The following is a 24,738-nucleotide window of genomic DNA, read 5'->3' on the forward strand; positions in this document are numbered from 1 at the left end:
TATTGTTTATCGGAGTCAGCTGTTGACTACAGTGAAGTTGATCACGGTTCTGTTGCTAAAATTCTGTCCGATCGAAGAAATCACGCCGAACCTGCGGATTAAGCAGCCGGTTCCGTAAGATAACCAACGGACATCCGAGGATTAAGGTGGAGCGGCAACGGCCGCCTCGTCCGCTTTGGACTGGGCATATTCTCGGTTATTCCTTAGTAGTGAGCTGTTGCCGACGTCCGCCAAGCCTTGGTCATAGATTTCGACCGCGCGAAGCCATCCTTCATGGTTGAAATACAACCTGGCCCATTTCTCGTATGTGTAAACCTTGACCTCATGTGTTGTGTCGGAATCCAGCACAACAGCTACTTCGTCAATAAGTTCCAACGCTGCGTTCGGCATGTCGGCACTGATCATCGATTCCATGTGGCTCGAAAGGACGTTTTGTAAAACTCCTGCCAGAGCTTTGGGATCAGGGAAAACCGTCTCCATTTCGTTGACAGCCACGATAAAACCTGCTGCACCTTCGGTTTTGAGGGCGGATGTGGACCACTCCTGAAAAGAATACGGGACGTTGCGACGCAGATCTCGGGAGTCAGGAACCAACTCAAGCCCAGCAGCATATGCGAGTAAAGCGCCCTTCCAATCGTTTTGCTCCAGCCGAGCGTTGCCCCAGTCTCGATACAGCGCGACTGTGCTATTGTTGAATTCTTCGGGTGAAAGAAAGGACCGTGCACTGACCAATTGGGCCTTTGCCAAATCAATTTCCCCTGACCTAACCTTCTCGGAGATTAATCTCTGGATCGCCCGCGTGCCCATCTCCGCGACCTTCTCATCGCCCGGGAAAAGCCCCCCAAGTGTTTCAGCGGCGGTGGCAACGCCTTGGGCACCAGCGTCTGCACCGCTTGTGCGCGTCCACTCCTGAGCTATGTAAGCGACATTTCTTGAAAACAATTTGGCATCGTCCAAGTCACTGCGCGCGTTCGAGTAAATTCTGGCCGCAGCTTCCCACTCTCTTTCATCCATTGCACGTTGGGCACGGTGATCGATAATCAGGATTGTGAGTTCACGGAAGGTTTCCGGTGCCAGAAGCAATTGAGCACTATCCAGGAACTCCATAGCTCCGTCATGGTTGCCTTCGCGCAAGTAGGTGTTCAATTTCCGAACGATTTCGTTTTCGCCAAAGCCAGGATCTACCGCAAAGGTCGGGAACAGCTCGCGAAGCCGCGCGTTGGTAACTTCCAGTTCTACAGTTCCACCTTCCGCCAGAGCACTAGCCTGCCACTTTTGGGCGACATAGCGGGCGTTTTTCGACAAGTAGTCGTCGTCGGGATGTGCAGCAAGGCCAGATGCATGCAATTCGGCCGCAGCTTGCCAATCACCGCTTTCGATCAGCTCGCGTGCATAAGCGTTGTACACATAGGCACCTAAATCCCAGTCCGAACCCGTTGCAGTTAGCAAGGGTCCAATTTTTTGAGCTTGCTCCAGCGCCATTTCTAGTTGTCGGCTATCCATCCCTGAATTGATCCAACGAATGGTGAAATTCTCTGCGACGTCATCAAACCCTGAGACCAACGGCAACTGGTCTTTTAGGTCTGCGATTTTGGATAGCCCATCCTCGATCCCGCCGCTATCCAATGCCCATTCTTGTGCCAAGTAACGCGCAATCCGATGGGCGCGCTCGGTCTCCAAACTTGTGCCAAATACTCCCGCAATAATGGAGGCCGCGGCCTCGTAGTCCGTCATATCTATCATTGAACGCGCTTGACGAAGATAAAGATCAGATCGCCAATGGCCAATTTCAGCTTTTGCCTCCCCAACAAGCAGCGCATCGGCACGGTCGGCAATAGAGAACGCTTCTTCCCATTCTCCACGAGACACCGAAGCTTCTGCTGGGCGCAAGAAAACCGCAATTTTATCGGACTCAAAATCATGGCCCGGAATTTGGCTTGCAGCGCGGTCTAGCACCTCTAGCGCTCCGACATAGTCGTCCGAATCTGACCGGGTGGCGGCCCATTTGCTCCAGACTGCACGTTGATTTTGGGCAAGTATCTCGTCGTCGGGTGCAAGTTGGCGCCCTAAGGCCGCCACGGTCGTGGCCTGTTCCCAGTCTGCGCTCTCTGCCAGTGATCTGCTCCAACCGTTGAGCGCCGCCAAGGCGTTTGTAACGGCGGATGAGAATTCAGGATCAAGGCTCATTGCGCGGAAATTGGCAAGCAGAGCTTCTTGATATTTGCCCTCGCGGAGAAATTCGACTCCGTGATTGTAATAGATAAGAGCTGCGATCCCCTCCCGCCCGATTTCGCGGCGAAGAGCTTTGTTAGACTCTGGTATGTATGTAAAACCAGTTAAGTTTTTGAATTCTTCGACTTGCTCACGCGCCGGTGCGAATCCGCGCGCGGTAGTCGTCTCGACATCCACATGATCCAAACCATCATAAAGGATCGAAAATGCATGATCCGGCACTTCGATTGCCCTTAGATCCAGGCCAAGACGCCATCCGAGAACATTATAGAGTGCCGCTGAGGAAACGCAGTTAAAAAGACCTTGGTCCAATACTTCCGAAATATCAGTTTGCGATAGTTGGTATCTATTCAAATACGAATTTTCATGTAGCCATTCCAAAAGGTTCCGCCCTAGTACCATGGGGGGTGCAGTAGTATCCAACTCCTCGCGAATAAGGCCTTCTAAGGTGTCAAGTTGCTGGCGGTAAGTGTCGCGCTCTTGCTGATCCATGACACCTGAGGCCAAAAGGGCAATAGTTTCGATATCTGACGCTTCCAAACCCCCGGTTTCAGCACGCGCGAAGATCTCTTTCTCAGCATCGGTCAATGAGACGCCGTCCACCCCAAGCGTTTCCAACCCTTCAATCATGTCTATGGCTGCCGCAGGAGACTCGCCAAAAGCATAGCGTGGTTCAGGTGGCCCGTCCCATCCCTTCAACCATAGGTCAGCAATTGCTATTTCAATTTTTTCTGTAGGCGGAAAGAGACGGATCAATACCCATGTTGCTGGGGCTGGCGGTAGCGATACGACCTGCTCCGGTCTTAGCGCATCCAGCCTTTCTTCGATGAGAGATCGAAAGCCGGTCGAAGGTGAATAACTAGATGCGAGAACGTCAACACGCATAGGTGGCGCATCCGATGGCTCAGGTGAAAGTGAAAGTACGAGCTCCGTCGCGTTTACGACACGCCCTCCGAAGCCAATGACGACATCTACAGGTTCACCGTCGATAATGTCGAAGCGAGCGATGGTGCTTGGATCTCCATCAAACAAAGCGTCAACAGACGATAGGTGTTCAGGAGCAGTAAGATCAAATTCAAGTTTGGCGTCTTGGAGGGAAAGAAGGGAAACCGCCGAGTCCTGCGCCGATGCCTGCCCAAACTGCAAAATACCAAATACTAATATTATTAGGCGCGCCCAAGTTCCGCGTAAAACGTGCATTGGTATACGTTCTTTACAGGTGTTTTGCATTGCTATTAACCTCAGTCGTCGAGCCTGTCTTGTTACATCAGTCGATTACTTCGGTATGCAAACGGAGCGTCCGGCGTTGGTTTTGAAATTATGCCATTTGTTTTCGAAGCTGATCGTGATCGGCTCCAAAACTCGAAGCATTGAAATGCGTGTCCACTTCCCCGCCTACGAAACCAAAAAACTACGTCGCATACCCGATCTGAGCGCTTGAGCACGAGAAGCGATAGTTGCAATTTATACTGGAACCTGGCGTCGCGTCTACTTTATGGGCATTCTTTCTGCATATTACGGATCAGTCGCAATCTTTGGCGTTAATCAAAGCAAACGCTTTGATTGGGTGGTTTTCTGCTAATCTCATGACCGTTCCGAAGGTCACGAACTACCTTGTATGACGAATGGAATTGTTCGTCTCCCACCCCTCAGTCAGACAGACCGTCCTGAAACGAAATCAGGATTTATCGAAAGCGCATTCGGCGCAAAGAACCCTGTTGTAGAAAAACGGGTCATCGGAGATGACCTTTTTTGAATTCTTACTTTCGGGTGACTATTCTGAGGCACTTGGACGGATAAGATGGGAAGGAAAATGGGGTTGGTACCACGATTATGCCGACGCAATTGTCCAACGAGATGTCCGCGACGTTGCGCAGATCGAACAGCTCGCAATCATGCGGAAACTTCTGGCAGTTCTCGCGCAGCATTTCGGTCTGTTGGTCTACTATTCGGGGATCTGTTGCAGAGTTTTGACCGCTGACGCCCACCAATATAGAATTTTGTAACAGAACCACCTTTGGGTGAGTCAGTCACTTTCATTCTTCTCTTCTGCGGCAAGCAGCCGGTCTGCAATAGCAGATGTGTCATCCAAGTGCTCTTCGACAGCGGCGCGTGCTGCGGCCGGGTTGCCCGAGATGATGGCTTCGCAAATCTGTTGCATATGCGCGATACCGGGGCGGTCACGGTCTGTGGTGGACAGGGTCATCATGCGCAGCCGACTGATCCGGCCGTTCAGGCGCTGAACGACATCCCATGCGATGTAGTGGCCGGCTCCATCGAAAATCTCTGAATAGAAATCAGCAGTGGTGCGAAAAAGCGCACCGGGCGTTTTGTCTGAAAACCCTTGTTTCAGGCGCTTCAGCGCTTCTTTGAGCGAGCGGGCACGCTCGGGTGTGATATCGCGGGCGCATTTTTCGGCAGCGGCGGTTTCAAGCATACGGCGAATTTCATAGATTTGTCTCGCATCCTCGCGGCTCATTGTAGCCACTATGGGGCCGCGGCCAGGTAAGATTTCAACCAGTCCTTCGGCTTCAAGATAGCGTATCGTTTCCCGGACTACGGTTCTGCTGACGCCCAACTGGTCGCAAAGCGGGCGTTCGACAAGCCTTTGACCGGGTTCAAACAAACCTTCGATGATCGCCTCGCGCATACGCTCCTGGACCATATCGCGCAACGTTGCAGGTGGGTGATCAATTTTCGTCAACTTGGCTGTGCTCATAGCCAATAGGTACTGCCTCAGATTGCTAGGGACAAGGTCTTATTGACATATGATATGATGGTATACCATATTCTCGAATTATGATTCACAAGAAAGACTGTCATGCCTGCCGAAATCCGTAAAACACTCCTGCATGTTGAAGACACTCTGATCGAAGGGGGGAAGGTCGCTGAACATCCGTTGAAGATGATTGCAGCGATTGCGGTCATCAAAAACCCCTGGGCAGGTCGTGGCTTTGTTGAAGATCTTAAGCCCGAGATCCACGATTGCGCACCGGGTTTGGGCAAGATGTTAACAGATATGGTTCTAGACGCAGCCAGAGGCGGTGACAAAGTCGAGGGCTACGGTAAGGCCGCAATCGTCGGTGTGAATGGTGAAGTCGAGCACGGATCGGCACTGATCCACACGCTGCGTTTTGGCAATTTCTATCGCGAAGCGGTTGGCGCCAAATCATATCTGGCTTTCACCAACACACGTGGCCCAGCTAATGCCCCGATGCAAATTCCATTGATGGACAAGAATGATGGCGGCCGTCGCAGCCATTACCTGACCATTCAGCTACAGATCGCAGATGCACCTGCACCCGATGAAATCATGATTGCCCTGGGGGCGTCGATTGGCGGCCGTCCGCATCACCGCATTGGGGATCGCTATCAGGATCTCAAGGAACTTGGCCATGACGTCGAAAACCCTGCAGCTGTCTGATCCATTCGGCAGTGTCGCCTATCAAGAGGCAGGGCTGTCCCATGCGGGGAAGGACGCCCCATTGGTGCTGATCCACGGCGTGGGAATGCAGTCGGCGGCCTGGAAACCTCAGGTAGAGATGTTTTCAAAGACGCATCATGTCATTGCCCTGGATATGCCGGGCCATGGTGGCAGCGATCAGATCCGACTGGGATCTGAGTTGCCTGTGTTTCTAGATTGGCTATTGGCTGCTCTGGATGGCATGCGTCTAGATCGGGTCAACCTTGTGGGTCATTCGATGGGCGCGCTGATTGCTGGCGGTTTCGCCGTTCGCAATCCTGAGCGTGTAGCGCGCGTGGCTTTGTTGAACGGAGTATTTTGCCGGGACGGCGCGGCCAGCAAATCCGTGATCGAACGGGCCGAGCTGATCGGCACCGGAGCCTTCGATCTGGAAACGCCGCTGCAACGATGGTTTGGCGATACACCAATGGACCAGGCAGCGCGAGACGATGTGGCATCGTGGTTATCCGCCGTTGATATCAACGGTTACGCGACAGCCTACGGCGCCTTCGCCCGTGGGGATGCACTGTATTCTGACGAGTTCGGCCAGATCACCTGCCCACTGCTTGCCCTGACCGGCGATGGTGATCCCAACTCGACCCCAGCGATGTCGCAAGCCATGGCCAACGCGGCCTCAAGAGGAAAAGCCGTTATAATCGAAAATCACCGGCATATGGTGAACCTTACAGCTCCGGATGCTGTGAACGCAGCGTTGGAAGCCTGGTTGCAAACCCCATTGGACGAGGGTGACCCCAAATGATTGAATTCGACCCACGCACACTGAACAACCCCCGCGCCCTGCGCAACGCGTTCGGAACATACATGACTGGGGTGACCGTTGTTACAGCCCATGATGATGCAGGAAATCCACTGGGCTTTACCGCGAATTCCTTCGCGTCGGTCTCGCTTGAACCTCCTCTGGTTTTGGTTTGTCTTGCCAACACTTCAGGCAACTACGCGACCTTCGCAAACACGAAGAAATTCGCGATCAACATTCTGTCCGAGGCGCAGATTGAAGTGTCCAACACGTTTGCCCGCCCGGTCGAAGATCGCTTTGCCACTGTTGACTGGCAGCAGGGACCAAACGGCTCACCCATTCTGAATGACGTTTCCGCCTGGTTCGACTGCAATATGTTCAACACTGTTGATGCGGGCGACCACTTGATCTTAATCGGTGAGGTCAAAGCCTTTGATAACAATATTGCGCCAGGTCTGGGCTATGCCCGCGGTGCTTATGTCACCCCCGCCGCCGAGGCCAAAGCTTTGAGCAAGCGTTCAGGCATGGTCGTGTCCGCCCTGATCGAACGCGATGGGAAAATCCTATTGCAGGATGATGGCGTTGGCGGCTTGACCATCCCGCTGACCGACGATGTATCGGATGGGGCCAGCGCTGCCCTGACCAGGCTTATCAGCAATAGCGGCATCACGGCCGAGCCGGGATTTATCTATTCTGTTTACCAAGACGGAGCGCGCAAACACCAACACATCTCGTTCTTGTGCCAGGCTGCTGATGGCGAACCAGCAAACGGTGTATTCACCGAACTCAGCGAAACCACACGGATGGATATCGCAGATCCGGCCATCTGTACTATGCTGGAACGGTTCGCTGCCGAAAGCCACATGGGGAATTTTGGGGTGTATTACGGCAACGAGGTGAGTGGCGAGGTCAAACCACTCACCACTGGGAGTTAAATGGGTATGAAATTCTCACTCTTTGCGCATATGGAACGGATCTCGCCCGATCAGGACCAGAAGCAGTTGTACGACGAGTTCATCCAGCTGTGCAAAATCGCCGATGATGGCGGTATGCACGCGGTTTGGACCGGTGAGCATCACGGGATGAACTTTACCATCGCGCCCAACCCGTTTCTCAGCTTGGTCGATGTGGCGCGTCATACAAAGAACGTACGTCTGGGTACAGGAACTGTAATCGCTCCGTTCTGGCATCCTATCCGTCTGGCGGGCGAGGCGGCGATGGCTGACATCATCACTGAAGGGCGTTTAGATCTGGGTATCGCCCGTGGTGCCTACAGTTATGAATACGAGCGTCTCATGCCGGGTATGGATGCCTGGGAGGCTGGTCAACGCATGCGAGAGCTGGTGCCAGCGGTGCAAAAACTTTGGCAGGGCGACTATGCCCATGAGGGTGAATTCCACCAGTTCGCCAAAACTACCGCATCGCCGCTGCCGATCCAGCCGGGCGGGCCGCCAATCTGGGTGGCGGCACGTGATCCCAACAGCCACGAATTTGCTATCCAGAATGGCTGTAATGTGCAGGTGACGCCACTGTGGAATGGCGACGGTGAGGTCGAGGATCTCATGTCCAAATTCAATGCCGCCTGCGAGAAATTTCCTGAAATCCCACGCCCCAAGATCATGCTTCTGCGCCATACCTACGTCGCCGAGGATGAGGCGGATGTGAAACAAGCAGCAATCGAGCTGAATCGGTTCTATTGCTACTTTGGCGCATGGTTCATGAACAAACGCGATGTCACTCAAGGCCTGATCGATCCGCTGAGCGACGAGGATATCGCCGCGCATCCTTTTAATACGCCCGAAAACATGGAACGTGACCTAATCATTGGCACCGCCGATACCGTAATCGACCGCTTGCGAAAATGCGAAGCGCTTGGATACGATGAATACTCCTTCTGGATCGATTCAAGTATGACGTTCGAGCGTAAGAAAGCCTCGCTGGAGCGGTTCATCAAAGACGTCATGCCGGCGTTGCAATAACAAAGGGTCGTAAAATGCAGCAGTTTCAACAGTATATTGATGGTGCATTCTCGGACGGAGCGACACAGTTCGACAGTCTAGACCCAGCTACCGGAAAGGTTTGGGCACAGATGCCCGAAGCCAGCGCAGCGGACGTCAATCAAGCCGTTGAAGCCGCCGAGCGCGCATTTTTCTCTTCTGACTGGGCAGGGATGACAGCAACGGCGCGCGGCAAGCTGTTGTATCGGCTGGCTGACCTGATTGCGGAAAATGCCCCGCGTCTGGCTGATTTGGAAACTCGAGATACCGGAAAGATCATCCGCGAAACCTCGGCTCAGATTGCTTACGTTGCTGAATATTACCGCTACTACGCAGGACTGGCTGACAAGATCGAAGGCGCACATCTGCCGATCGATAAACCCGATATGGATGTCTGGCTTCGCCGCGAGCCGATCGGGGTCGTGGCAGCCGTTGTTCCTTGGAATTCGCAATTGTTTTTGTCGGCGGTGAAAATCGGCCCAGCGTTGGCGGCGGGATGTACGGTTGTGCTAAAAGCCTCTGAAGAGGCGCCTGCGCCGATGCTTGAATTTGCACGCATCTTCGATCAGGCGGGATTTCCAAAAGGTGTGCTGAACGTCATAACAGGCGGATCAGTCGTTGGGGCCACGCTGACCAGCCATCCCAAAGTGGCCCATGTCGCCTTTACCGGAGGGCCGGAAACGGCGCGCCATATCGTGCGGAATTCGGCCGAGAATCTGGCCTCGACCTCGCTGGAACTCGGTGGCAAATCGCCGTTCATCGTTTTTGATGATGCCGATATCGAAAGCGCTGTGAACGCTCAAGTTTCTGGTATTTTCGCCGCGACGGGACAAAGCTGTGTTGCGGGTTCGCGCCTTGTGGTGCAGGCATCGATCAAGGATGCCTTTCTGACGCGCCTCAAGGAAAAGGCCGAAGCGGTCGTGATCGGTGCGCCTGGTGACATGGCGACAGAGGTTGGCCCGCTCTGCACCAAGCGCCAGCGCGACATTGCAGTTGACCTGATTGAGCGGTCAGTGGCGCAAGGCGCAAAGGTGGTGACAGGCGGCAAGCCCCTAGAACGCGAAGGCAATTTCTTTCCACCCACTATTCTGGATTGCTCTGATTCGACCGAGGCGGACAGTCTGACCAACGAGTTTTTTGGTCCGGTCTTGTCGGTCGTATCATTTGAAACCGAAGCAGAAGCCACCGCCATAGCCAACAACACAAAGTTCGGATTGGCCTCGGGTCTTTTCACGCAGAACCTGACCCGCGCCCATCGCATGATCCGCGCCATTCGGGCCGGGATCGTCTGGGTCAACACCTACCGGGCCGTTAGTCCCATCGCGCCTTTTGGTGGGCATGGTCTGTCCGGCCACGGACGAGAGGGCGGGCTTCAGGCGGCACTGGATTACACCAAGATCAAGTCGGTCTGGTTGCGCACCAGCGACGATCCGATCCCGGATCCGTTTGTCATGCGCTGATCGCTACACTTTTGCCACGAACAAGGGTAAGCGGTGCGTTCGTCTATCACCCGGGTGGACTGCGAACAGGTTCTGATGTGTTGATGCCTCCCTCTGGCCTTAGTGTACCGTAGTGGTTTGCAGCAGCCTGAATGGAGGCGTCCTTGGAAGAGATCAGGGGATATCCACTCCATCAAAACCGGTCAGGAGTTCCTAATGATATTACTTCGCCGACCCCACAAAAGCCGTCGTGGAGCCGCTGCGCACCACAATCCCTTCGTCAACCCATGCATCGAACTGCTTGAGGACTGCTTCCACAAAGGTTGCGTCATTGATGTGGGCATCGATCACCGTGGTCGGTGCGACCGCTGGCCAAAGTTCGCGTGCTGATTCAACGGTAGCGGTCAACGCTTCGGGATCATGCGCTTCCTGCCCTTCGCGGTCCCATTCCTCAATGCCCCCGGTGGGCAGGAAAAAATGGACCGGACCTTTGGCTTCTTTCAATCGGGTCGCCATCTCGGCAATGGCTGCTCTGCGTTCTTCCGCGTTGAAGACAGCGCTTTTGATCAACCGGTTGTGTTCATGAAAGGGACGATCTTTGAACCGCTCGGGTATCTCCTGCCAACCGGCAAAGTCCAGCAGGTCCAATGCGCCTGGTGCCACCATCTGCGGTATTCCGGAGAGGCCGGCGTTGGTCAGACGGTCCTCGCCTGAAGAAACCAGAGATCCTGCCAGCATATTGGCGAATTCCTGCATGCAAAAATCCATCACGCAGCAAAACGCACCTTCCCCTGCGAGTTTCTCAAATGCCATGCCGCCCATGCCGGTGGAGTGAAACACCGCCACTTCAAACCCGCGCTTTTCCAGCGCGGGTTTCAGAGTTTTCATATAGCGCAGACAGGACGACCCCAGGGAAGTCATCCCGATCATCGGACGGTCACGGCCCGGAGCTTCGACGGCGCGCGCTGCACCCAAAACGGCACCTGCTGCCTGGCTGAGTGAGGAACGGCAAACTGAGTTCATACCATAAAGCCCACCGGCCCAGAGAATCATCTGAACGTCAGGGGCCAGACGATGAGGGGGGATCAAAGGTGAAAAGCTGACGGTTGAAACAATGTATTTTGGCACGCCCATCGGAAGCGTTTGTGCGCAATCCAGCGCAAGGTCGGTTCCCATCGTGCCGCCCGTGGCCAGCATGGCGTCAAACCGGCCCTCCGCGTAAGCCTTTGTCACGACCGCCGCCGCGCCACGTGACATCACGCGGAATGCCTTGTTTTCATCGCCCTGGGCAATCACTTCTTCGATTGTCATGCCACTGGCTGCGGCGACGTCGTGCTTCGAAATATCCGTGGGTGTGGTCGGGTCGCCCAGAACCGAGACATCCATTGTGAGCACCTTACCGCCCTGAGCTGTGATACACTCTTCGATGTAGCGCATCTCTGGGTCTTTGGTGTCGTAGGTTCCTATCAGCAGTATTCTCTTATCGCCCACGGTGTTTCTCTCCCATTTTGACCCACTTACAGCTGTATCCAGGCTGTTTTCAGATCGAAATATTTCTCCATCGCATGTAGCGATTTGTCATGTCCGTTGCCTGACTGTTTGACGCCACCCAAGGGCACCGTGCCATCTGCACCGCCATAGGTGTTGACGTGAACCACACCAGCCCGGATGCCTGCCACCATACGATGCGCGCGGCTAAGATTTGACGTCCAAACACCTGCAGCCAGACCGTAGACACTATCATTGGCCAAGCGCAGGGCGTCCTTTTCGTCTTTGAACGAGGTGACGGCCAGAACCGGGCCAAAAACTTCGTTACGGAAGAGGTTGTCGCTTGGCTTAACGCCTGTCATCACGGTTGGGACCATGTAATATCCGCCGGTTTCGGTCAGAATTCGGTTGCCGCCAGTCCGACGCTCGGCTCCTTCGCTTTCGGCCTGGGCGACGAAATCCAGATTGCTTTCCAATTCGGACAGCGAGTGCACCGCACCGATCTGGCTCTCTAGGTCCAGTGGGTTGCCCACCCGGAAATCTTCGGCATGTTTGACGATCTCTGCGACGAAATCATCGTGGATGTCCTCTTGCACCAACATACGCGAGCCAGCGACGCAAATCTGGCCAGAATTACGGAAGATCCCGGCCGCCGACACTTTGGCCGCCTGGGCAAGATCGGGTGCATCATTGAACACGATATTGGGAGATTTGCCACCCAATTCCAGATAGCAGCGCTTTAGGTTGGAACGTGCGGAATATTCCAGCAGCCGCCGCCCGGTCACACCTGAGCCGGTGAAGACCATGATGTCCACATCCATAGACAGCGCCAGTGTTTCACCGACCACACTGCCTTTGCCAGTGACGACGTTTAGCACGCCGACGGGTAGGCCCGCTTCCAGTGCCAGCTCTGCAAGACGCAGCAAGGTCAAAGATGCCGATTCCGCTGGTTTCAGCACTACCGAATTACCTGCCGCCAGCGCAGGGGCTATTTTCCATGCACCAATCATCATGGGCATGTTCCAGGGCACGATCGCTCCAACAACGCCAACTGGGGTGTGGTGTACAAGGCCCAGAACATCTTTCGCTGTTGGCGCAACCTGACCATAGACCTTGTCGATCGCTTCGCCATAGTAACGGAACGTGCCCGCCGCCGACATCGGCTCGGCTTTCATGGCCATGTTGATCTCGGTACCATTGTCGCGCACGCCCAGAACCGCCAGTTCAATTGCGTGCTTTTCGATCAGTTCGGCCAACTTGATCAGCACTTTTTTACGCGCAGCCGGGGCCTGGCGCGACCAACGCCCATCTTCGAAAGCTGCACGGGCTGCTGAGATGGCGCGCTCCATGTCTTCCGGGGTGCCGTCGGCGATCTGGGTCAACACGCCTCCCTCTATTGGCGAGATCACATCCAGTTGCCCACCCCCTTGGGATGCCTGCCAGCTTCCGTTGATCAGATGGGTCCGCGGTGAGACGGATTTGCTGCGCAGGGCGTTGATAGCGGATTGATCCATGGATCGATTATCCTTGTTGGTTCGGGTGGTCGGAATCCACCGGCGCCATGTTGGGTTCGGGTCTAATCTTGTTCTTGAATTCACCGTAGAGCGTACGGAAATGCAGGATCAGGATCAGCACGATCAGACCAAAAATAATGGCGGCAATCGGGCGATCGATGAAGTCCAGCGGGGCCTTCACACGTGCCATCGCACTGCGAAGCTTGGTTTCCATGATTCCGCCCAGAACCATGCCAAGGATGATCGGAACGATTGGCAAGTCCAGACGCTTGAGGATCAGTCCAAAGACGCCGAAGCCTGCGGCAATGGCGCAGTCGGTGATCGAGTTGCGCAGGGAATAGACGCCGACAAAGGCCAAGGTCAAGATCATAACCCCCAGGAACCGGGTCGGAATTTGAATGATCTTGAGCAGCAGGTTGGTCGAGAACAACAGGAAGACCAGAACGATCACGTTCAGCAGGATTAGCGCCATGTAAAGCGCCATTACAAAGTCCATTTGCTGCTCAAAGAGCTGAGGACCGGGGATCACATTATGCACATAGAAGACCGACAGCATCATTGCGGTCAGCGCTTCGCCGGGAATACCCAGCGCCAGCAATGGGATCATCGCGGCGCCGGGAACAGCGTTGTTTGCCGCTTCAGAGGCCACCAGCCCTTCTGGAGAACCATTGCCGAATTTTTCGGGGTCTTTCGAGGTTTTCTGCGCATAAGTGTAGGACAGGAACTGAGAGGTAAACTCACCGGTACCCGGCACCATGCCCATGACCACGCCGATGCTGGAAGAGACAGTGGCGATGCGTTTTATTCCCAGAAGTTCTTTCAGGCCAGCAAAGATATTGCCGTTGACGGTCGTATTTTTTGGCGCGTGGTTCTTTTCTAGCAGCAGGAGGAAAGCCTGACTAATTGCAAAAAGACCTAACACTACAACGATCAGATCAATGCCAGATGCGAGCCAACTTTGATCAAAGGTGAAGCGCCGCGTGTATTTAACCGGCTCCAAACCAACGGTGTTGAGGAAAATCCCGAACGCAGCCAGCATGCCAGCAGCGAATATCTGTCCGCGGTGCGCCAGTACAACCAGAATGATCCCCAGAAGTGCGGCCAAGAAGATCTCGCGACTTCCAAAATGCGGCGCGATCAGAGCGAGTACCGGTGACAGGATCATCAGACAGATGATGGCGAAAACACCGCCAAAGAAAGAAGCAGAATACGCTAGAGACAAGGCGCGATGCCCCTGGCCGCGTTTCGTCATCGGATAGCCGTCATAGGTGGTTAGCGCATTGACTGCAGTACCTGGCGTATTGATCAGAATTGCAGGAATGGCACCGCCGTACATTGACGATCCATAAATGCCCAACAAAAGGGTCAGGCCCACGATGGGTTCAAACGAGAATGTTGCAGGTAGCAGGATGGCGATTGCGACAGCCGCACCCACGCCGGGCAGCGCGCCTATAATGACACCTCCGATTGATCCAATCAGCAGGGCAACAACGACCTGCCATTGCAGCAGAATTGAAATACCAGAGACGAGCGTTTCCATCGTGGATCCCTTACAGATAGGTCAACGCAAAAGCGCGGATGGTTTCTGGGAAATGTTCGTAGATTGCACCCGCAGGGATTTTCACCTGTAGAAAGGCGCGGAACACGATGGTGACAACAAAGCCAAAAGCTGCAGCTATCGCGATGGTGCTTGCGCCGCGAAAACCAGCGCGCAGGGTCAAGAACACCGCGAACAGCATGGTTGAGGGCAGATACCCAAGTTTCGGCACCAGCATTACGTAAATCAGGAAGTAAGCCACATATTCGAACGAACGCGCCCAGAATCCCACCTCGGCCCAACGGCCGCTGATTCTTTCCGACATCACCGAACTCAGCCAATGCAGGAAGCTGAAGATGACCATCATCCAGAGCGCAACGGTGGGCCAAAGCCCGGGTTGTGCAAACCATTTGGTCCGCTTGACGACCTTGGTCTGTTCACCCAACTGGGAAAGAAGAAAAACAGAAAAGACTAGAAACAAGACGGCAAAGACGACATCGCCGGGTCTACGATACCTTTGGAACATGTCCTGTAGTGTTTTTGCGATCATTCTTGCCTCCTCCCACTAAAAAAGACGCGGAGAGTTTCCCCGCGCCCCGATCCGGAACCTATTCGCCCAGAATTTCTGAGATCTTGCCGATCGTCTGTGTGTCGGCTTCGATCTGTGCAGTCGACTCCTCAGCATTCTGCCAGTAGATCAGAACACCGGTTTCGCCAATCAGGTTCTGTGCCTTTTCAGACTGCAGGGCCTTCTGAGCGGCGGCTGCGATCTTTTCGCGTGCATCCGCAGGCACATCTTTATGAACGAAGAGACCATTCCAAAGCGCCAGGTTCAGCTCTGGGTGCAACTCAGCCACAGTTGGAGAGTCTGGGGTCAGACCAATACGCTCGTTGCCTATGGTGGCCAGAATGTTGACCTTGTCCAAGCAGGGGAGGATCAGCTGTAGGGTGGAGTTGATGACATCAACATCACCGGACGCCAGGGTGTTGCAATCCAGAGCATCAAATGCCGCTTCGCTTGCGAAGTCAAAGCCGGACTGGATCGCCGCAGCGAAAGTCACTTGTGTTGGTGGGAGGAATGAACCGAAGTGACCCAGCGCCACATCGTTGTCCTTGCCGTGTGCGACAAGTTCTTCCCAGTTCTGGAACGCCGCATCTTTGCTGGACGCGATCACGAACGGATAGGTCATGAAAATGCCGATCGGCTCGAACGGGTTCGGGCTCAGCTCTGGGATGCCAATTTCAGGACCGCCGATAGGAACATCAGTTACGAAAGAGCCAACGGTGTAACCGTCCGCAGCTGCTGTAGCCACTTCAACAGCGCCAGGGAATGGACCGCCGCCGCCGCCGGGCTTGTTAACAACTGCCGCAGGAACACCATACATCGCCTGAAACTCATCTGCGATCATCCGGGTAAGGACGTCCTCCAGATCGCCCGGAGGCCACGGAACAACGAACGAAACCGGTTTTTCTGGATATTCGGCCATGGCCGCCGTTGCAGAGACAGCAATTGCAGTAGCCGCGAGGAACTTTTTCATTTACACCTCCCTAAGGGTGGTTCATTATGTGAACCGTTACAACAATATTAATATTGCTTTGTTAAGCGTTATCTGTCAAGTATTCCTTGACTTCAGAGGGAGGCGAAATGGGAACTGCTCTCAAGGCATTGCGAATGCTGGATTTATTCTCCAACTCACGTCCAGAAATTGGGCTGAGTCAATTCGCGCGCTTATCGGGGCACAACAAGGCAACAGTCCTCAGACACCTGCGTGCGCTGGAAGAATTTGGCCTGGTGGAGCAAAATCCTCATTCCAAGACTTACGCCATTGGGCCCGCGGCTTTGCGTCTGGCTTCTCTGCGAGAAATTGCCCGCCCTAACATCGAAAGTGCTCGTCAAAAAATGCATGAAGCGATGCAGAAGACCGGAGAAAGCCTGCATCTTTCGCTGCTTGAAAAAGGCGTGCTGCAGACAGCTTTGGTGGTTGAAACAACAAAGCATAGCGTGCGTGTCAGCCTCAATCCTGGCGAGGCCATTCCGCTAAACGCGACAGCTTCTGGCATGTGTATCTTGGGATTTGGACCTGCTGAACTCTTGGAGCAGATTGGCAAACAACCGCAACACAAGTTCACCGAGACCACCTTGACTGACCCTGATCAGATTCTCGCGCGCGTTGCCGATGTTCGTGATGCTGGTTGGGCTTGTAGCAAAGGAAGTTACGAAGACGGAGTCTTTGGCTTTGCAACACCTTTTTTTGGTATTGATCAGGTCGCGATCGGTACGATTGCTGTCGCCATTCCCGAAACCCGAGCGACAGACGACCGCCGTCCTGCCGTCTTGACTGAACTCTCTTCTCTCTCTCGGGATTTGACCGCGATATTCGGCGGTCAAGCTCCCGATTCATTTCCAACTGCATTCCACTAGTGCGCCAAAAAAGCACTTGGGTGGTCGAACAATCCGGAGACCGTGACATGAAAGACTCCAACTTTCTGAAGGAAAACAATGCCCGCCATTTCTGGCACCCAATGGCACATCCCGCTGACAGCCAGAAGAATCCGCCGGTTATCCTCACCGGTGGTGAGGGTGTCAGTATTGTCGATATTGATGGCCATAAGACCATCGACGCTGTTGGTGGTCTGTGGAACGTGAATCTGGGATACTCTTGCGAGCCAGTCAAACAGGCGATTGCCGATCAGCTGAACGCCCTGCCTTATTATTCTACCTTCCGCGGCACCAGCAACGACAAGGCGATCGAGCTGTCTTATGAATTGGCGCAGTTTTTTGCTCCGGATGGGCTCACGCGTGCGTTCTTTACCTCCGGTGGCTCGGATTCAGTCGAAATCGCGCTGAAATTGGCGCGTCAGTATCATAAGGTGCGCGGTGAACACGGCCGCACCAAATTCATAAGTCTGAAGCAGGGTTATCACGGCACCCACTTCGCCGCTGCTTCGGTGAACGGCAATCAGAAGTTCCGTGCTGCCTATGAGCCGATGATGCCGGGTTGTTTCCACATCCCAGCCCCATGGGCATATCGGAATCCATTTGACGAAACCAATCCAGAGCGTTTGGCACAGCTTTGCGTCAAAGCTCTGGAAGCCGAAATTGCCTTCCAAGGCGCGAACACCGTCGCGGCCTTCATAATGGAGCCGGTCCTTGGCGCGGGTGGTGTTATACCTCCACACAAAAGCTTCATGCCAATGGTGCGTGAAGTATGCTCCAAACACGGTGTTCTGCTGATTTCAGATGAAATCATCACCGCCTTCGGTCGCACTGGCAGCGAAAGCGGCGCGCGTCATTGGGGGGTGCAGTCAGATATTCTGACTACCGCCAAAGCAATCACGAACGGATTCTTCCCATTTGGCGCGACCATGATTTCCGGAGCGGTTGCGGAAGTGTTCGAAAGCGACACAACCGGAAAGGCGTCCATTGATCAGGGTTACACCTACTCGGGGCACCCGGTTGGCGCAGCAGCAGCTCTGGCAGCGCTGTCAGAGATCAACCGCCTGAAAGTCTGGGAAAACGCCGGTGCGCGTGGGGCAGAACTGTTTGCCGGGCTCAAGAAGTTGGCCGAAAAACATGAAGTGATAGGCGATGTGCGTGGGGGCGAGGGGCTGATGTGTGCGCTGGAACTGGTATCTGATCGTACCACCAAAACACCGATTGCCAGACATCTCCCACTTCAGGTTCAGAAGGCTGCATATGAAGATGGCGTGATGGTGCGGGTGTCGGGCAACAATATCATTTTGTCACCACCTCTGGTGATCACATCCGATGATGTCGCCAAGATTCTGTCCGCGCTGGATACCGGCCTCGGAAGTTTGTAAGATCTGGGGATGTGTCACGAAGATCAAGAGCTGGCCTTCGCCTAACAACACCGATCGCCTATCACTCACAGCACCTGCGGGCGTCGACAGTCAAAGCATTGCGACAGAACCACAAGTGCGTCCAGTCCTAGCTTAGCGCCGTATTCTGTACTCAACCGAAGTCGACCCCAATGTGCTCTCTCAAGTTATTAACCAGTCGCATGCGTTGCCGAACTAGAAATTCTCTGGCCCGGGTTGCGATCATAGCCGTGTATGCCTTTTGGCAAATCGCAACGACAACACTGCCCTTTCGCCCCATGTTTCGTGGTTTCTATAAACACAAAGACCCGGGCAATCGCCCGGGTCTCATAGTGTATTGTCAGATTAAGCAGATGCTCAGAACAGAAAGTCGGCTTCGTCGATCTGGCTAACGCTGATGTCCGCCAAACGCACCAGGTCACCGGTTTCAAGGTCAAGATCGATTACTGTGTCAGCACCGTCCTGACGGGCCGCCGCTGCGGCTTCTGCTCCGTCGGTGAAAAAGTCCGAAACATCGAGCAGGTCGAACCCATTCTGGAAGTCCCGCACCGTGTCTTCGTTGGTGCCCAACCGGAAGACAAAGGTATCAGCCCCACCGCCACCAGTCAGATCGTCGTTACCAGTGCCGCCATCAAGAATGTCAGAACCATCCCCCAGAACAATCAGGTCTTCGCCACCATTGCCGTGGACTTCACCATTAACGGTGCCGTTGGCGCCGTTAAAAACATCGTTTTCCTGGCTGAGCAAGACATTGCCGTTAAGTGTACCTTCGTTATTCACCACGATACGCGACGCGGCATCAATCGACGCCTCACCGCCGGTGATGGTGCCAGTGGCCAGATTATTGATCGCTCCGGTCACCCTACCGTTGATATCAAGGCCGATTTGTTCCCCGGTGATGGTTTCGTAATTGTTGATGTTACCGTCGAGAACATTGTTGCTGTTGATACTTATACCGTCGGAAAGGACGCCGGAAATCGCGCCATAATTGTTGATGTTACCGGTTAAGGTACCACCTCCAGAGATATTGAGTGCATTTTCGCCAGTGCTGGTAATTGTACCATGGTTGTTGATATCACCCGTCCCCTCATCGATTGAAACACCATCGGATGAGGCCGTGATCAGACCATAGTTCGTAAAATTGCCCTCCAATACGTCGAGAGAAACACCAATGCCGTCACCGCCCGTGATTTCGCCGGAATTCTCGAAATTCCCGTCCAGAAGACCCAGAACCTGAACACCGGCAAAATTCTCAGACCCGATGTTGCCGCGATTGATGATATCGCCGACCACCTCAACGTCGCGGCCGATCTCGACCCCCCCCAAATTGGCTTCGATGTTGCCGGTGTTGACAATGTCACCCTTGAAGGTCGTGGTGCCCTCATCCGCGCCGCTAAACACCAGAATGCCTTCACCACTACTACCGCGGCCGAAGATGGTGCCGTAGTTGGTAATCGAGGCATTGACCACATCACCAGCAAAGCTGCCTGTTTGCAATGAAATGCCAACACCTTCGTTGCCTTCACCGGCATCAATCACTCCGCGGCGATAGTTGACAATGTTATAGTCGTCGGCTGTCGCGTCGGAATAGACCGTGCCGTTGCGCTGGTTATCGGTGCCCAAGATACTGCCAAAGTTGTGCAGATCCACACCGGTTCCGTCGATGTTGACCGCCCGGCTACCGGATTGAATAACGCCATAGTTTTTGACCGTGGCGTCATGCGCGGCGTCGCCAAAGTAAAGGCCGTTGTTGGCACCATCGATCAGGCCGCGGCGGCCGTTGACGATCGTACCATCAAAAGAAAGACCATCTGAGATGCGCACAGCCGAAGTTGGGCCAACACCGCTCTCGGACAGAATCTTGCCCGAGTTGTAGATGTTGCCCTTGAACGTGGTGCCACCACCCTCAGCCCCTGAGAATAGCCGGATACCGTCACCTGCCAAACCGCTGGAAGCATCAGCCTGACCACGGCCCTGGATAGTGCCCCTATTGGAAATGGAGGCAGTAACCACGTCACCGTCAAAGCTGCCGGTCTGCAGAGCAATGCCCGCGCCGTTGTTGCCTTCGCCTGCATCAATCTCGGCATTTCGGCCATTCCAGATGCTGAAGTTATCTGCCGAGCCATCGGAATAGATCGTGCCGTTGCGCTGGTCGCCGGTGCCTTGGATCTTGCCGTAGTTCTCGACTTTGATACCGTCGCCACCGATGTTCACTGCGCGACTGTCGCTCTGCACGGTGCCATGGTTTGTGAGGCGCCCGGAAGACTCCCCGCCGTTGGCGAAGCTCACGCCCGTATTTCCGCCATCAATCAGACCAGAGTTCCGGATGTTGGTGTGTGCGCCAGAGATATCGACCGCTGTGTTGGCTTCGTCAGCGCGGATCTCCCCGTGTTTGCGGTTATTGACAGTGACCTTGTCGCCCTCGACGCTGATCGTGCTGCTGTCATCAGAGGCGGCTGTCCCCGCATTGCGAAATGATACGCGGTCGTCAACAATGTCCAGAACCGGCGCGCCTTCGACCAAAGCGGTGTCGCCCTTGTTGAGCACGAAACGCTGACCGTCGAACTTACTGCTCACGGATTCATCAGTGCCATCCTCGATGACAGTTCTTTGCCGCCCTTGGAACGACCGCAGAAAAAAACCAAAAATACTCATCACAGTTTCCTTTTGAATGTTGTGTCAGGGCCCGACCCGCTGATTTTCTCGTATGGATTAGACCCTGACTGGATTGCCTCTCGTTTGCGCAGAAAGAGCATTGATCAAACGCACCAAGGCCCTCGACCGGCGCATCGGCGTCGGCCGTTCCCGAACTTCTGCGATGTACGAACCGGCCTTGTCACAAGCCGAGCCGTCCTACGCGTCAGTGGGTTCCTTGGAACCAAGCGTCAAAGTAATAAATCTCCCCTACCTGCTCATGCCAGAGGCCTAGTTGTCGGCGAGGAAGAACAGTTCACCGACGCATCTCAATATGGCGCGGAATAGCAGATCGCTCTAATAAAGATGCTGTGAAACTGTGAGAGCAAAACGTCAACCAGAAGCGAGATAATCCGATATTGAAGGCAAAAGCACTGGGGCAAATATTATGCTAAAGCAAGCTCTGCCGCAGACTTTTGGCTGCTGACGCAGTTGAGTTTTGCGCGTGATGGAGGCGTGAGGCTATCTCTGCCGAGCCGTTAACAAATACGGCAAAACGCTCGGTATCATGCATTCACGGCGTCGAAATAAGCTCACTGCCAACAATATTCTGCGCCCGAAGGCTGGAGGGCAATAGCATCCAACGAAAGAGCGTTATCGACAAGAGCGGCGACCATCGGCCATCGGTAGGTGCGGGGCCTGCGTCTGAGATACGTGATAGGCTCACCATTGTGTGCAGTTGCGCAAGAGATGAACGCTGAGAGGCCCAAGCGGAAGAGGTTCGTATTGGTAAACAGTACCTAGGCGTTTCGCTCACTTAATGAAGTTCTAGCGCCCCAGAGGCTTGCCTTACTAGGCTGTGAAACCTTGTACTGACTTCCGGTACTAAGCTGACCCAGCGTTTGGCAGTCAAGCCAGGGTCTCTTCGTAGAGCTTCCGCTTTCCACCAATTCGCCTGTTCTTCGTCTTTGTTCAACCAGTGACTCATCGCTGCGAACATGGCCATACCCGCGTGCGACCATGGGGTACGGGCCGCGACCTCGGCCCAGTGGACTGCCTTTTGATAATCATCTCGATCGATATAGATCCACATCTTGTTCCCGGTCATGCCAGGTCGAAACGGGTCGATCGGGCTGAGGCCGATGGCATTGTCTGCATCGATCAGCGCTTGGTCGAACTGTTCGGTAAATACGTTTGCCCAACTAGACCCATAGTGGCCCCAGGTATAGTTGGGGGAGGCTTCGACAGACTGTCGAAACCACGACTTGCTGCCCTCTGGATCGTCATTCAGCCATTGGATCCGCCCCATCATGAAATTTCCAAACGGATCGCGGGGCTGCAGCGCAAGACTTTTGTCTGCATTCTCTTGGGCCTTTCTCGCTTCGGCACTTAAATCGGACGAATACCGCATGAAAGCATTTTGAAAGTGCACGAACGCCAAACCCGAATGCGCGCGCGCCAGCGTCGGGTCAAGCTCTGTCGAACGGGTTAGCAGTTGCTCGGCGATCACATTGTCCTGTGAGTTGAAACGGCTCATGTGGCGAAATCCCAAATGCATGGCGGACCACGCATCAAGGTTGTCGGTCGACACGAATTCAAGATGCGACGCCTCGTGTTGAGGAATTTCTAACTCGGCGACCATCACAATGTTGGCCGAGATTTCGGCACGGAGCGTTTGGATGTCATCGATATCCGCCGACTTGCGCAGGGCCCAGATGACCTCGCCCGTTCGCGTATCCGAGATTTCGGTGTCAATCGTGATTCTACGGCCCGTGACCTCCACAATCCCCGTCATGCAGTAGCACACCCTCAGGATGCGTCGGATCTCGGCCAGATCAAGATGGGTTCCGCGAAATTGAAAAGTCGATCCGTGCGAGACAACCCTGATCCAGCGAAGGCTGGCAAGCGTTGCGATCAACTCACGTGGGATAGCTTCTTCGATTGCGGTGAAACCTTCCAGGTCGCCGTTGCGCTGAAACGGCAAAACAGCAATCGACGGCCTGTCCCCTATTTGGTTCTGTCTCGGTTCAAGCTGAAGCTGATCGGACTGGGGCGCCAAGCCGATCGGGCTGGCTGCTTGGGGGGCATGTCGCAGAGAAACCTCAGCCTCGAACCTGAAACCTTTGCCGCGGATCGTGCGGATCAGCGATGTCTTGGTTCCAGTGCCGGACAGGATGCGCCGCAAGTCCCGAATGCGGCTCGATATCGCATCATCCGATACGATCCGGCCGTTCCAGACCTTTTCAACTATCTCGTCGCGACTGATCACACGGTCGGTGTTGGCGACAAGAAGAAGAAGCAGATCGAACACCTGAGGTTGCACATGGATATTCCCGCCCTCTGCGGTCAATTCGCGGCGGGCGTCGTCGAGCAAAAAGTTACCAAATGCGTAAATCATTTCTGCCCCGAATGTTTCCGAGAAGAAGTATAATCCAATTCAGTTTCCCCGCAAAATCCCAGTGATCTCCCCCGTTTCTCCAAGTTTGGGCTGAGGCCCTGCACTACACCTCTGCAATCCAATTGCAAAAAAGGAGAATTGACATGGATCACCAAGTGAGCGGCGTAGCCAAGACCCAGTTGCCGACGATTGCAGATGGGTTCTTCCTGTCGGACGGCGGGATTGAAACGACTCTGATCTTTCAAGATGGGGTCGATTTACCCCTTTTTGCGGCATTTGTGCTGCTGGACGACGACGAGGGACGCGCGAAGCTATCTGAATATTTCGAACGCCACATCACGGTGGCCAGAAATCATGGGCTGGGATTCATCTTGGAAAGCCCGACCTGGCGGGCAAGCCGCGACTGGGGTGCCCAACTGGGGCGGAGCGAGGCCGACATTGCCAAGGCGAACTCTGAGGCGATCTATCTGATGCGCACATTGCGCAACAGGCACGAAAGCGCCGTGTCACCACTTCTGATCAGCGGTTGCGTGGGGCCTCGTGGCGATGGGTATGTTCCTGGTGAGTTGATGACCAAAGACGAAGCCCAAGCCTATCATAGCTTTCAGATAAACACCTTTGCCGATGCGGGCGTGGATATGGTTACAGCTATTACCATGAATAACACACCCGAGGCGTTGGGCATCGCTTTGGCCGCCAAGGGTGTAGATGTGCCAGTGGTGATCGCCTTCACGGTTGAGACCGACGGCAGGCTGCCAACAGGGCAAGACCTTGGTGAAGCCATTCGAGAAGTAGACGCCGCAACCGGCGGCTACCCGACCTACTTCATGGTCAATTGCGCCCATCCTGACCATTTCGAAGATGTGTTGCGTCAGGGCGGCGACTGGGTGGGGCGGATCGGTGGTGTAAGGGCCAATGCATCGCGCATGTCGCACGCGGAACTGGATGAAAGTGAGGTTCTGGACGATGGCGATCCTGTCGAATTGGGTCAGGACTATCGCCGCCTGTTGCGCGTCCTACCTAACCTGCGTGTGCTTGGCGGCTGCTGTGGCACGGATCACCGACATGTCGATGCAATGGGGCACGCCTGTGCGCAAGGACAGACTGTGGCAGCTGAATGATGAACGGCGGGCGCGTTACGTGCCCGCCCACCAACCTTCAGGAAATCTATGTCATGGAAAGGTTCCGTTGCAAAGTTTTGGGTTGGTCAAATGGAATTGGGATTACTTCGGGTTCAGATTACCAACTCGAAGAGTTGACGAAACGGATAGACTCCAGGCGGCAATTGGCCTGTGCGGATCATGTGCGCCACTTCGCTTCCATCGAGCGTTTTCGCCACTGAGGCGAAGGCCTTGAACCAAGCATGTGCCGTAGGCGACGCTTGATAAACCTGTGATCTTGTTCGACGATGTTGTTATTCGGCATGAATGATCGCGACG

General features: G+C 54.5%; 17 protein-coding genes and 1 pseudogene. 8 read left to right on the plus strand and 10 right to left on the minus strand.

All coding sequences use genetic code 11. From position 1 onward, the window contains the following. Positions 1-141: 141 nt before the first annotated feature. Complete coding sequence (locus Q1B46_RS18635; protein ID WP_299950382.1) at positions 142-3,462, minus strand: hypothetical protein; 3,321 nt, start codon at positions 3,460-3,462, stop codon at positions 142-144. Positions 3,463-4,258: 796 nt separating this feature from the next. After that, complete coding sequence (locus Q1B46_RS18640; RefSeq protein ID WP_366871603.1) at positions 4,259-4,936, minus strand: GntR family transcriptional regulator; 678 nt, start codon at positions 4,934-4,936, stop codon at positions 4,259-4,261. A 117-nt stretch (positions 4,937-5,053) separates the two neighbouring features. On the opposite strand from Q1B46_RS18640, the gene Q1B46_RS18645 reads away from it, so the two are divergent. Genes Q1B46_RS18645 through Q1B46_RS18665 form a run of 5 tightly spaced genes read left to right on the plus strand, consistent with a single transcriptional unit; the run spans position 5,054 to position 9,909 of the window. Then, complete coding sequence (locus Q1B46_RS18645) at positions 5,054-5,656, plus strand: amino acid synthesis family protein (RefSeq protein WP_299950386.1); 603 nt, start codon at positions 5,054-5,056, stop codon at positions 5,654-5,656. Then, on the plus strand, positions 5,628-6,455 hold the full coding sequence (locus tag Q1B46_RS18650; protein ID WP_299950387.1) for an alpha/beta hydrolase: 828 nt from the start codon (positions 5,628-5,630) through the stop codon (positions 6,453-6,455). Before Q1B46_RS18645 ends, Q1B46_RS18650 begins: the two co-directional genes overlap by 29 nt. Beyond that, positions 6,452-7,387 carry a flavin reductase family protein gene (locus tag Q1B46_RS18655; RefSeq protein ID WP_299950389.1) on the plus strand — a complete coding sequence of 312 codons (936 nt, stop codon included), beginning with the start codon at positions 6,452-6,454 and terminating at the stop codon, positions 7,385-7,387. The genes Q1B46_RS18650 and Q1B46_RS18655 overlap by 4 nt, the downstream gene beginning before the upstream one ends. Positions 7,388-7,393: 6 nt before the next feature. After that, the gene (locus tag Q1B46_RS18660; protein ID WP_299950391.1) at positions 7,394-8,431 is read left to right on the plus strand and encodes an LLM class flavin-dependent oxidoreductase; all 1,038 of its coding nucleotides are present in this window, start codon (positions 7,394-7,396) and stop codon (positions 8,429-8,431) included. Between the two features lie 14 nt (positions 8,432-8,445). After that, on the plus strand, positions 8,446-9,909 hold the full coding sequence (locus tag Q1B46_RS18665; RefSeq protein ID WP_299950393.1) for an aldehyde dehydrogenase: 1,464 nt from the start codon (positions 8,446-8,448) through the stop codon (positions 9,907-9,909). A gap of 201 nt (positions 9,910-10,110) precedes the next feature. Here Q1B46_RS18665 and Q1B46_RS18670 read toward each other — a convergent pair whose 3' ends face one another. Genes Q1B46_RS18670 through Q1B46_RS18690 form a run of 5 tightly spaced genes read right to left on the minus strand, consistent with a single transcriptional unit; the run spans position 10,111 to position 15,965 of the window. After that, positions 10,111-11,379: a Tm-1-like ATP-binding domain-containing protein gene (locus tag Q1B46_RS18670; RefSeq protein ID WP_299950395.1), complete on the minus strand. Its 1,269-nt coding sequence runs from the start codon at positions 11,377-11,379 to the stop codon at positions 10,111-10,113. A gap of 26 nt (positions 11,380-11,405) precedes the next feature. Further along, positions 11,406-12,890, minus strand: a complete 1,485-nt coding sequence (locus Q1B46_RS18675) for an aldehyde dehydrogenase family protein (RefSeq protein ID WP_299950397.1) — start codon at positions 12,888-12,890, stop codon at positions 11,406-11,408. Between the two features lie 7 nt (positions 12,891-12,897). After that, positions 12,898-14,430 carry a tripartite tricarboxylate transporter permease gene (locus tag Q1B46_RS18680; RefSeq protein WP_299666427.1) on the minus strand — a complete coding sequence of 511 codons (1,533 nt, stop codon included), beginning with the start codon at positions 14,428-14,430 and terminating at the stop codon, positions 12,898-12,900. Positions 14,431-14,440: 10 nt separating this feature from the next. Continuing rightward, positions 14,441-14,977 (minus strand): tripartite tricarboxylate transporter TctB family protein, encoded by a 537-nt coding sequence (locus Q1B46_RS18685; RefSeq protein WP_299950400.1) that lies wholly within the window; start codon positions 14,975-14,977, stop codon positions 14,441-14,443. Between the two features lie 58 nt (positions 14,978-15,035). Continuing rightward, complete coding sequence (locus tag Q1B46_RS18690) at positions 15,036-15,965, minus strand: tripartite tricarboxylate transporter substrate-binding protein (protein WP_299666423.1); 930 nt, start codon at positions 15,963-15,965, stop codon at positions 15,036-15,038. Between the two features lie 107 nt (positions 15,966-16,072). Between Q1B46_RS18690 and Q1B46_RS18695 the strand changes: the two genes are divergently transcribed. Together Q1B46_RS18695 and Q1B46_RS18700 are read left to right on the plus strand one after the other, a co-directional pair. Further along, complete coding sequence (locus Q1B46_RS18695) at positions 16,073-16,849, plus strand: IclR family transcriptional regulator (protein ID WP_299950402.1); 777 nt, start codon at positions 16,073-16,075, stop codon at positions 16,847-16,849. A gap of 47 nt (positions 16,850-16,896) precedes the next feature. Beyond that, on the plus strand, positions 16,897-18,249 hold the full coding sequence (locus Q1B46_RS18700) for an aminotransferase class III-fold pyridoxal phosphate-dependent enzyme (RefSeq protein WP_299950404.1): 1,353 nt from the start codon (positions 16,897-16,899) through the stop codon (positions 18,247-18,249). 375 nt (positions 18,250-18,624) lie between these two features. On the opposite strand, the gene Q1B46_RS18705 is transcribed toward Q1B46_RS18700, so the two are convergent. Continuing rightward, a complete protein-coding gene (locus Q1B46_RS18705; RefSeq protein ID WP_299950407.1) occupies positions 18,625-20,922 on the minus strand; it encodes a hypothetical protein in 2,298 nt (765 codons plus the stop codon). A gap of 796 nt (positions 20,923-21,718) precedes the next feature. Further along, on the minus strand, positions 21,719-23,299 hold the full coding sequence (locus Q1B46_RS18710) for a winged helix-turn-helix domain-containing protein (protein WP_299950411.1): 1,581 nt from the start codon (positions 23,297-23,299) through the stop codon (positions 21,719-21,721). Between the two features lie 143 nt (positions 23,300-23,442). Between Q1B46_RS18710 and Q1B46_RS18715 the strand changes: the two genes are divergently transcribed. Next, the gene (locus tag Q1B46_RS18715) at positions 23,443-24,420 is read left to right on the plus strand and encodes a homocysteine S-methyltransferase family protein (RefSeq protein ID WP_299950414.1); all 978 of its coding nucleotides are present in this window, start codon (positions 23,443-23,445) and stop codon (positions 24,418-24,420) included. A gap of 113 nt (positions 24,421-24,533) precedes the next feature. Here the strand turns inward: Q1B46_RS18715 and Q1B46_RS18720 are convergent. Further along, positions 24,534-24,738: pseudogene (locus tag Q1B46_RS18720) on the minus strand (DDE-type integrase/transposase/recombinase); the annotation flags it as partial.

It is taken from the genome of uncultured Ruegeria sp. (assembly GCF_947500045.1).
Taxonomy (GTDB): Bacteria; Pseudomonadota; Alphaproteobacteria; order Rhodobacterales; family Rhodobacteraceae; genus Ruegeria.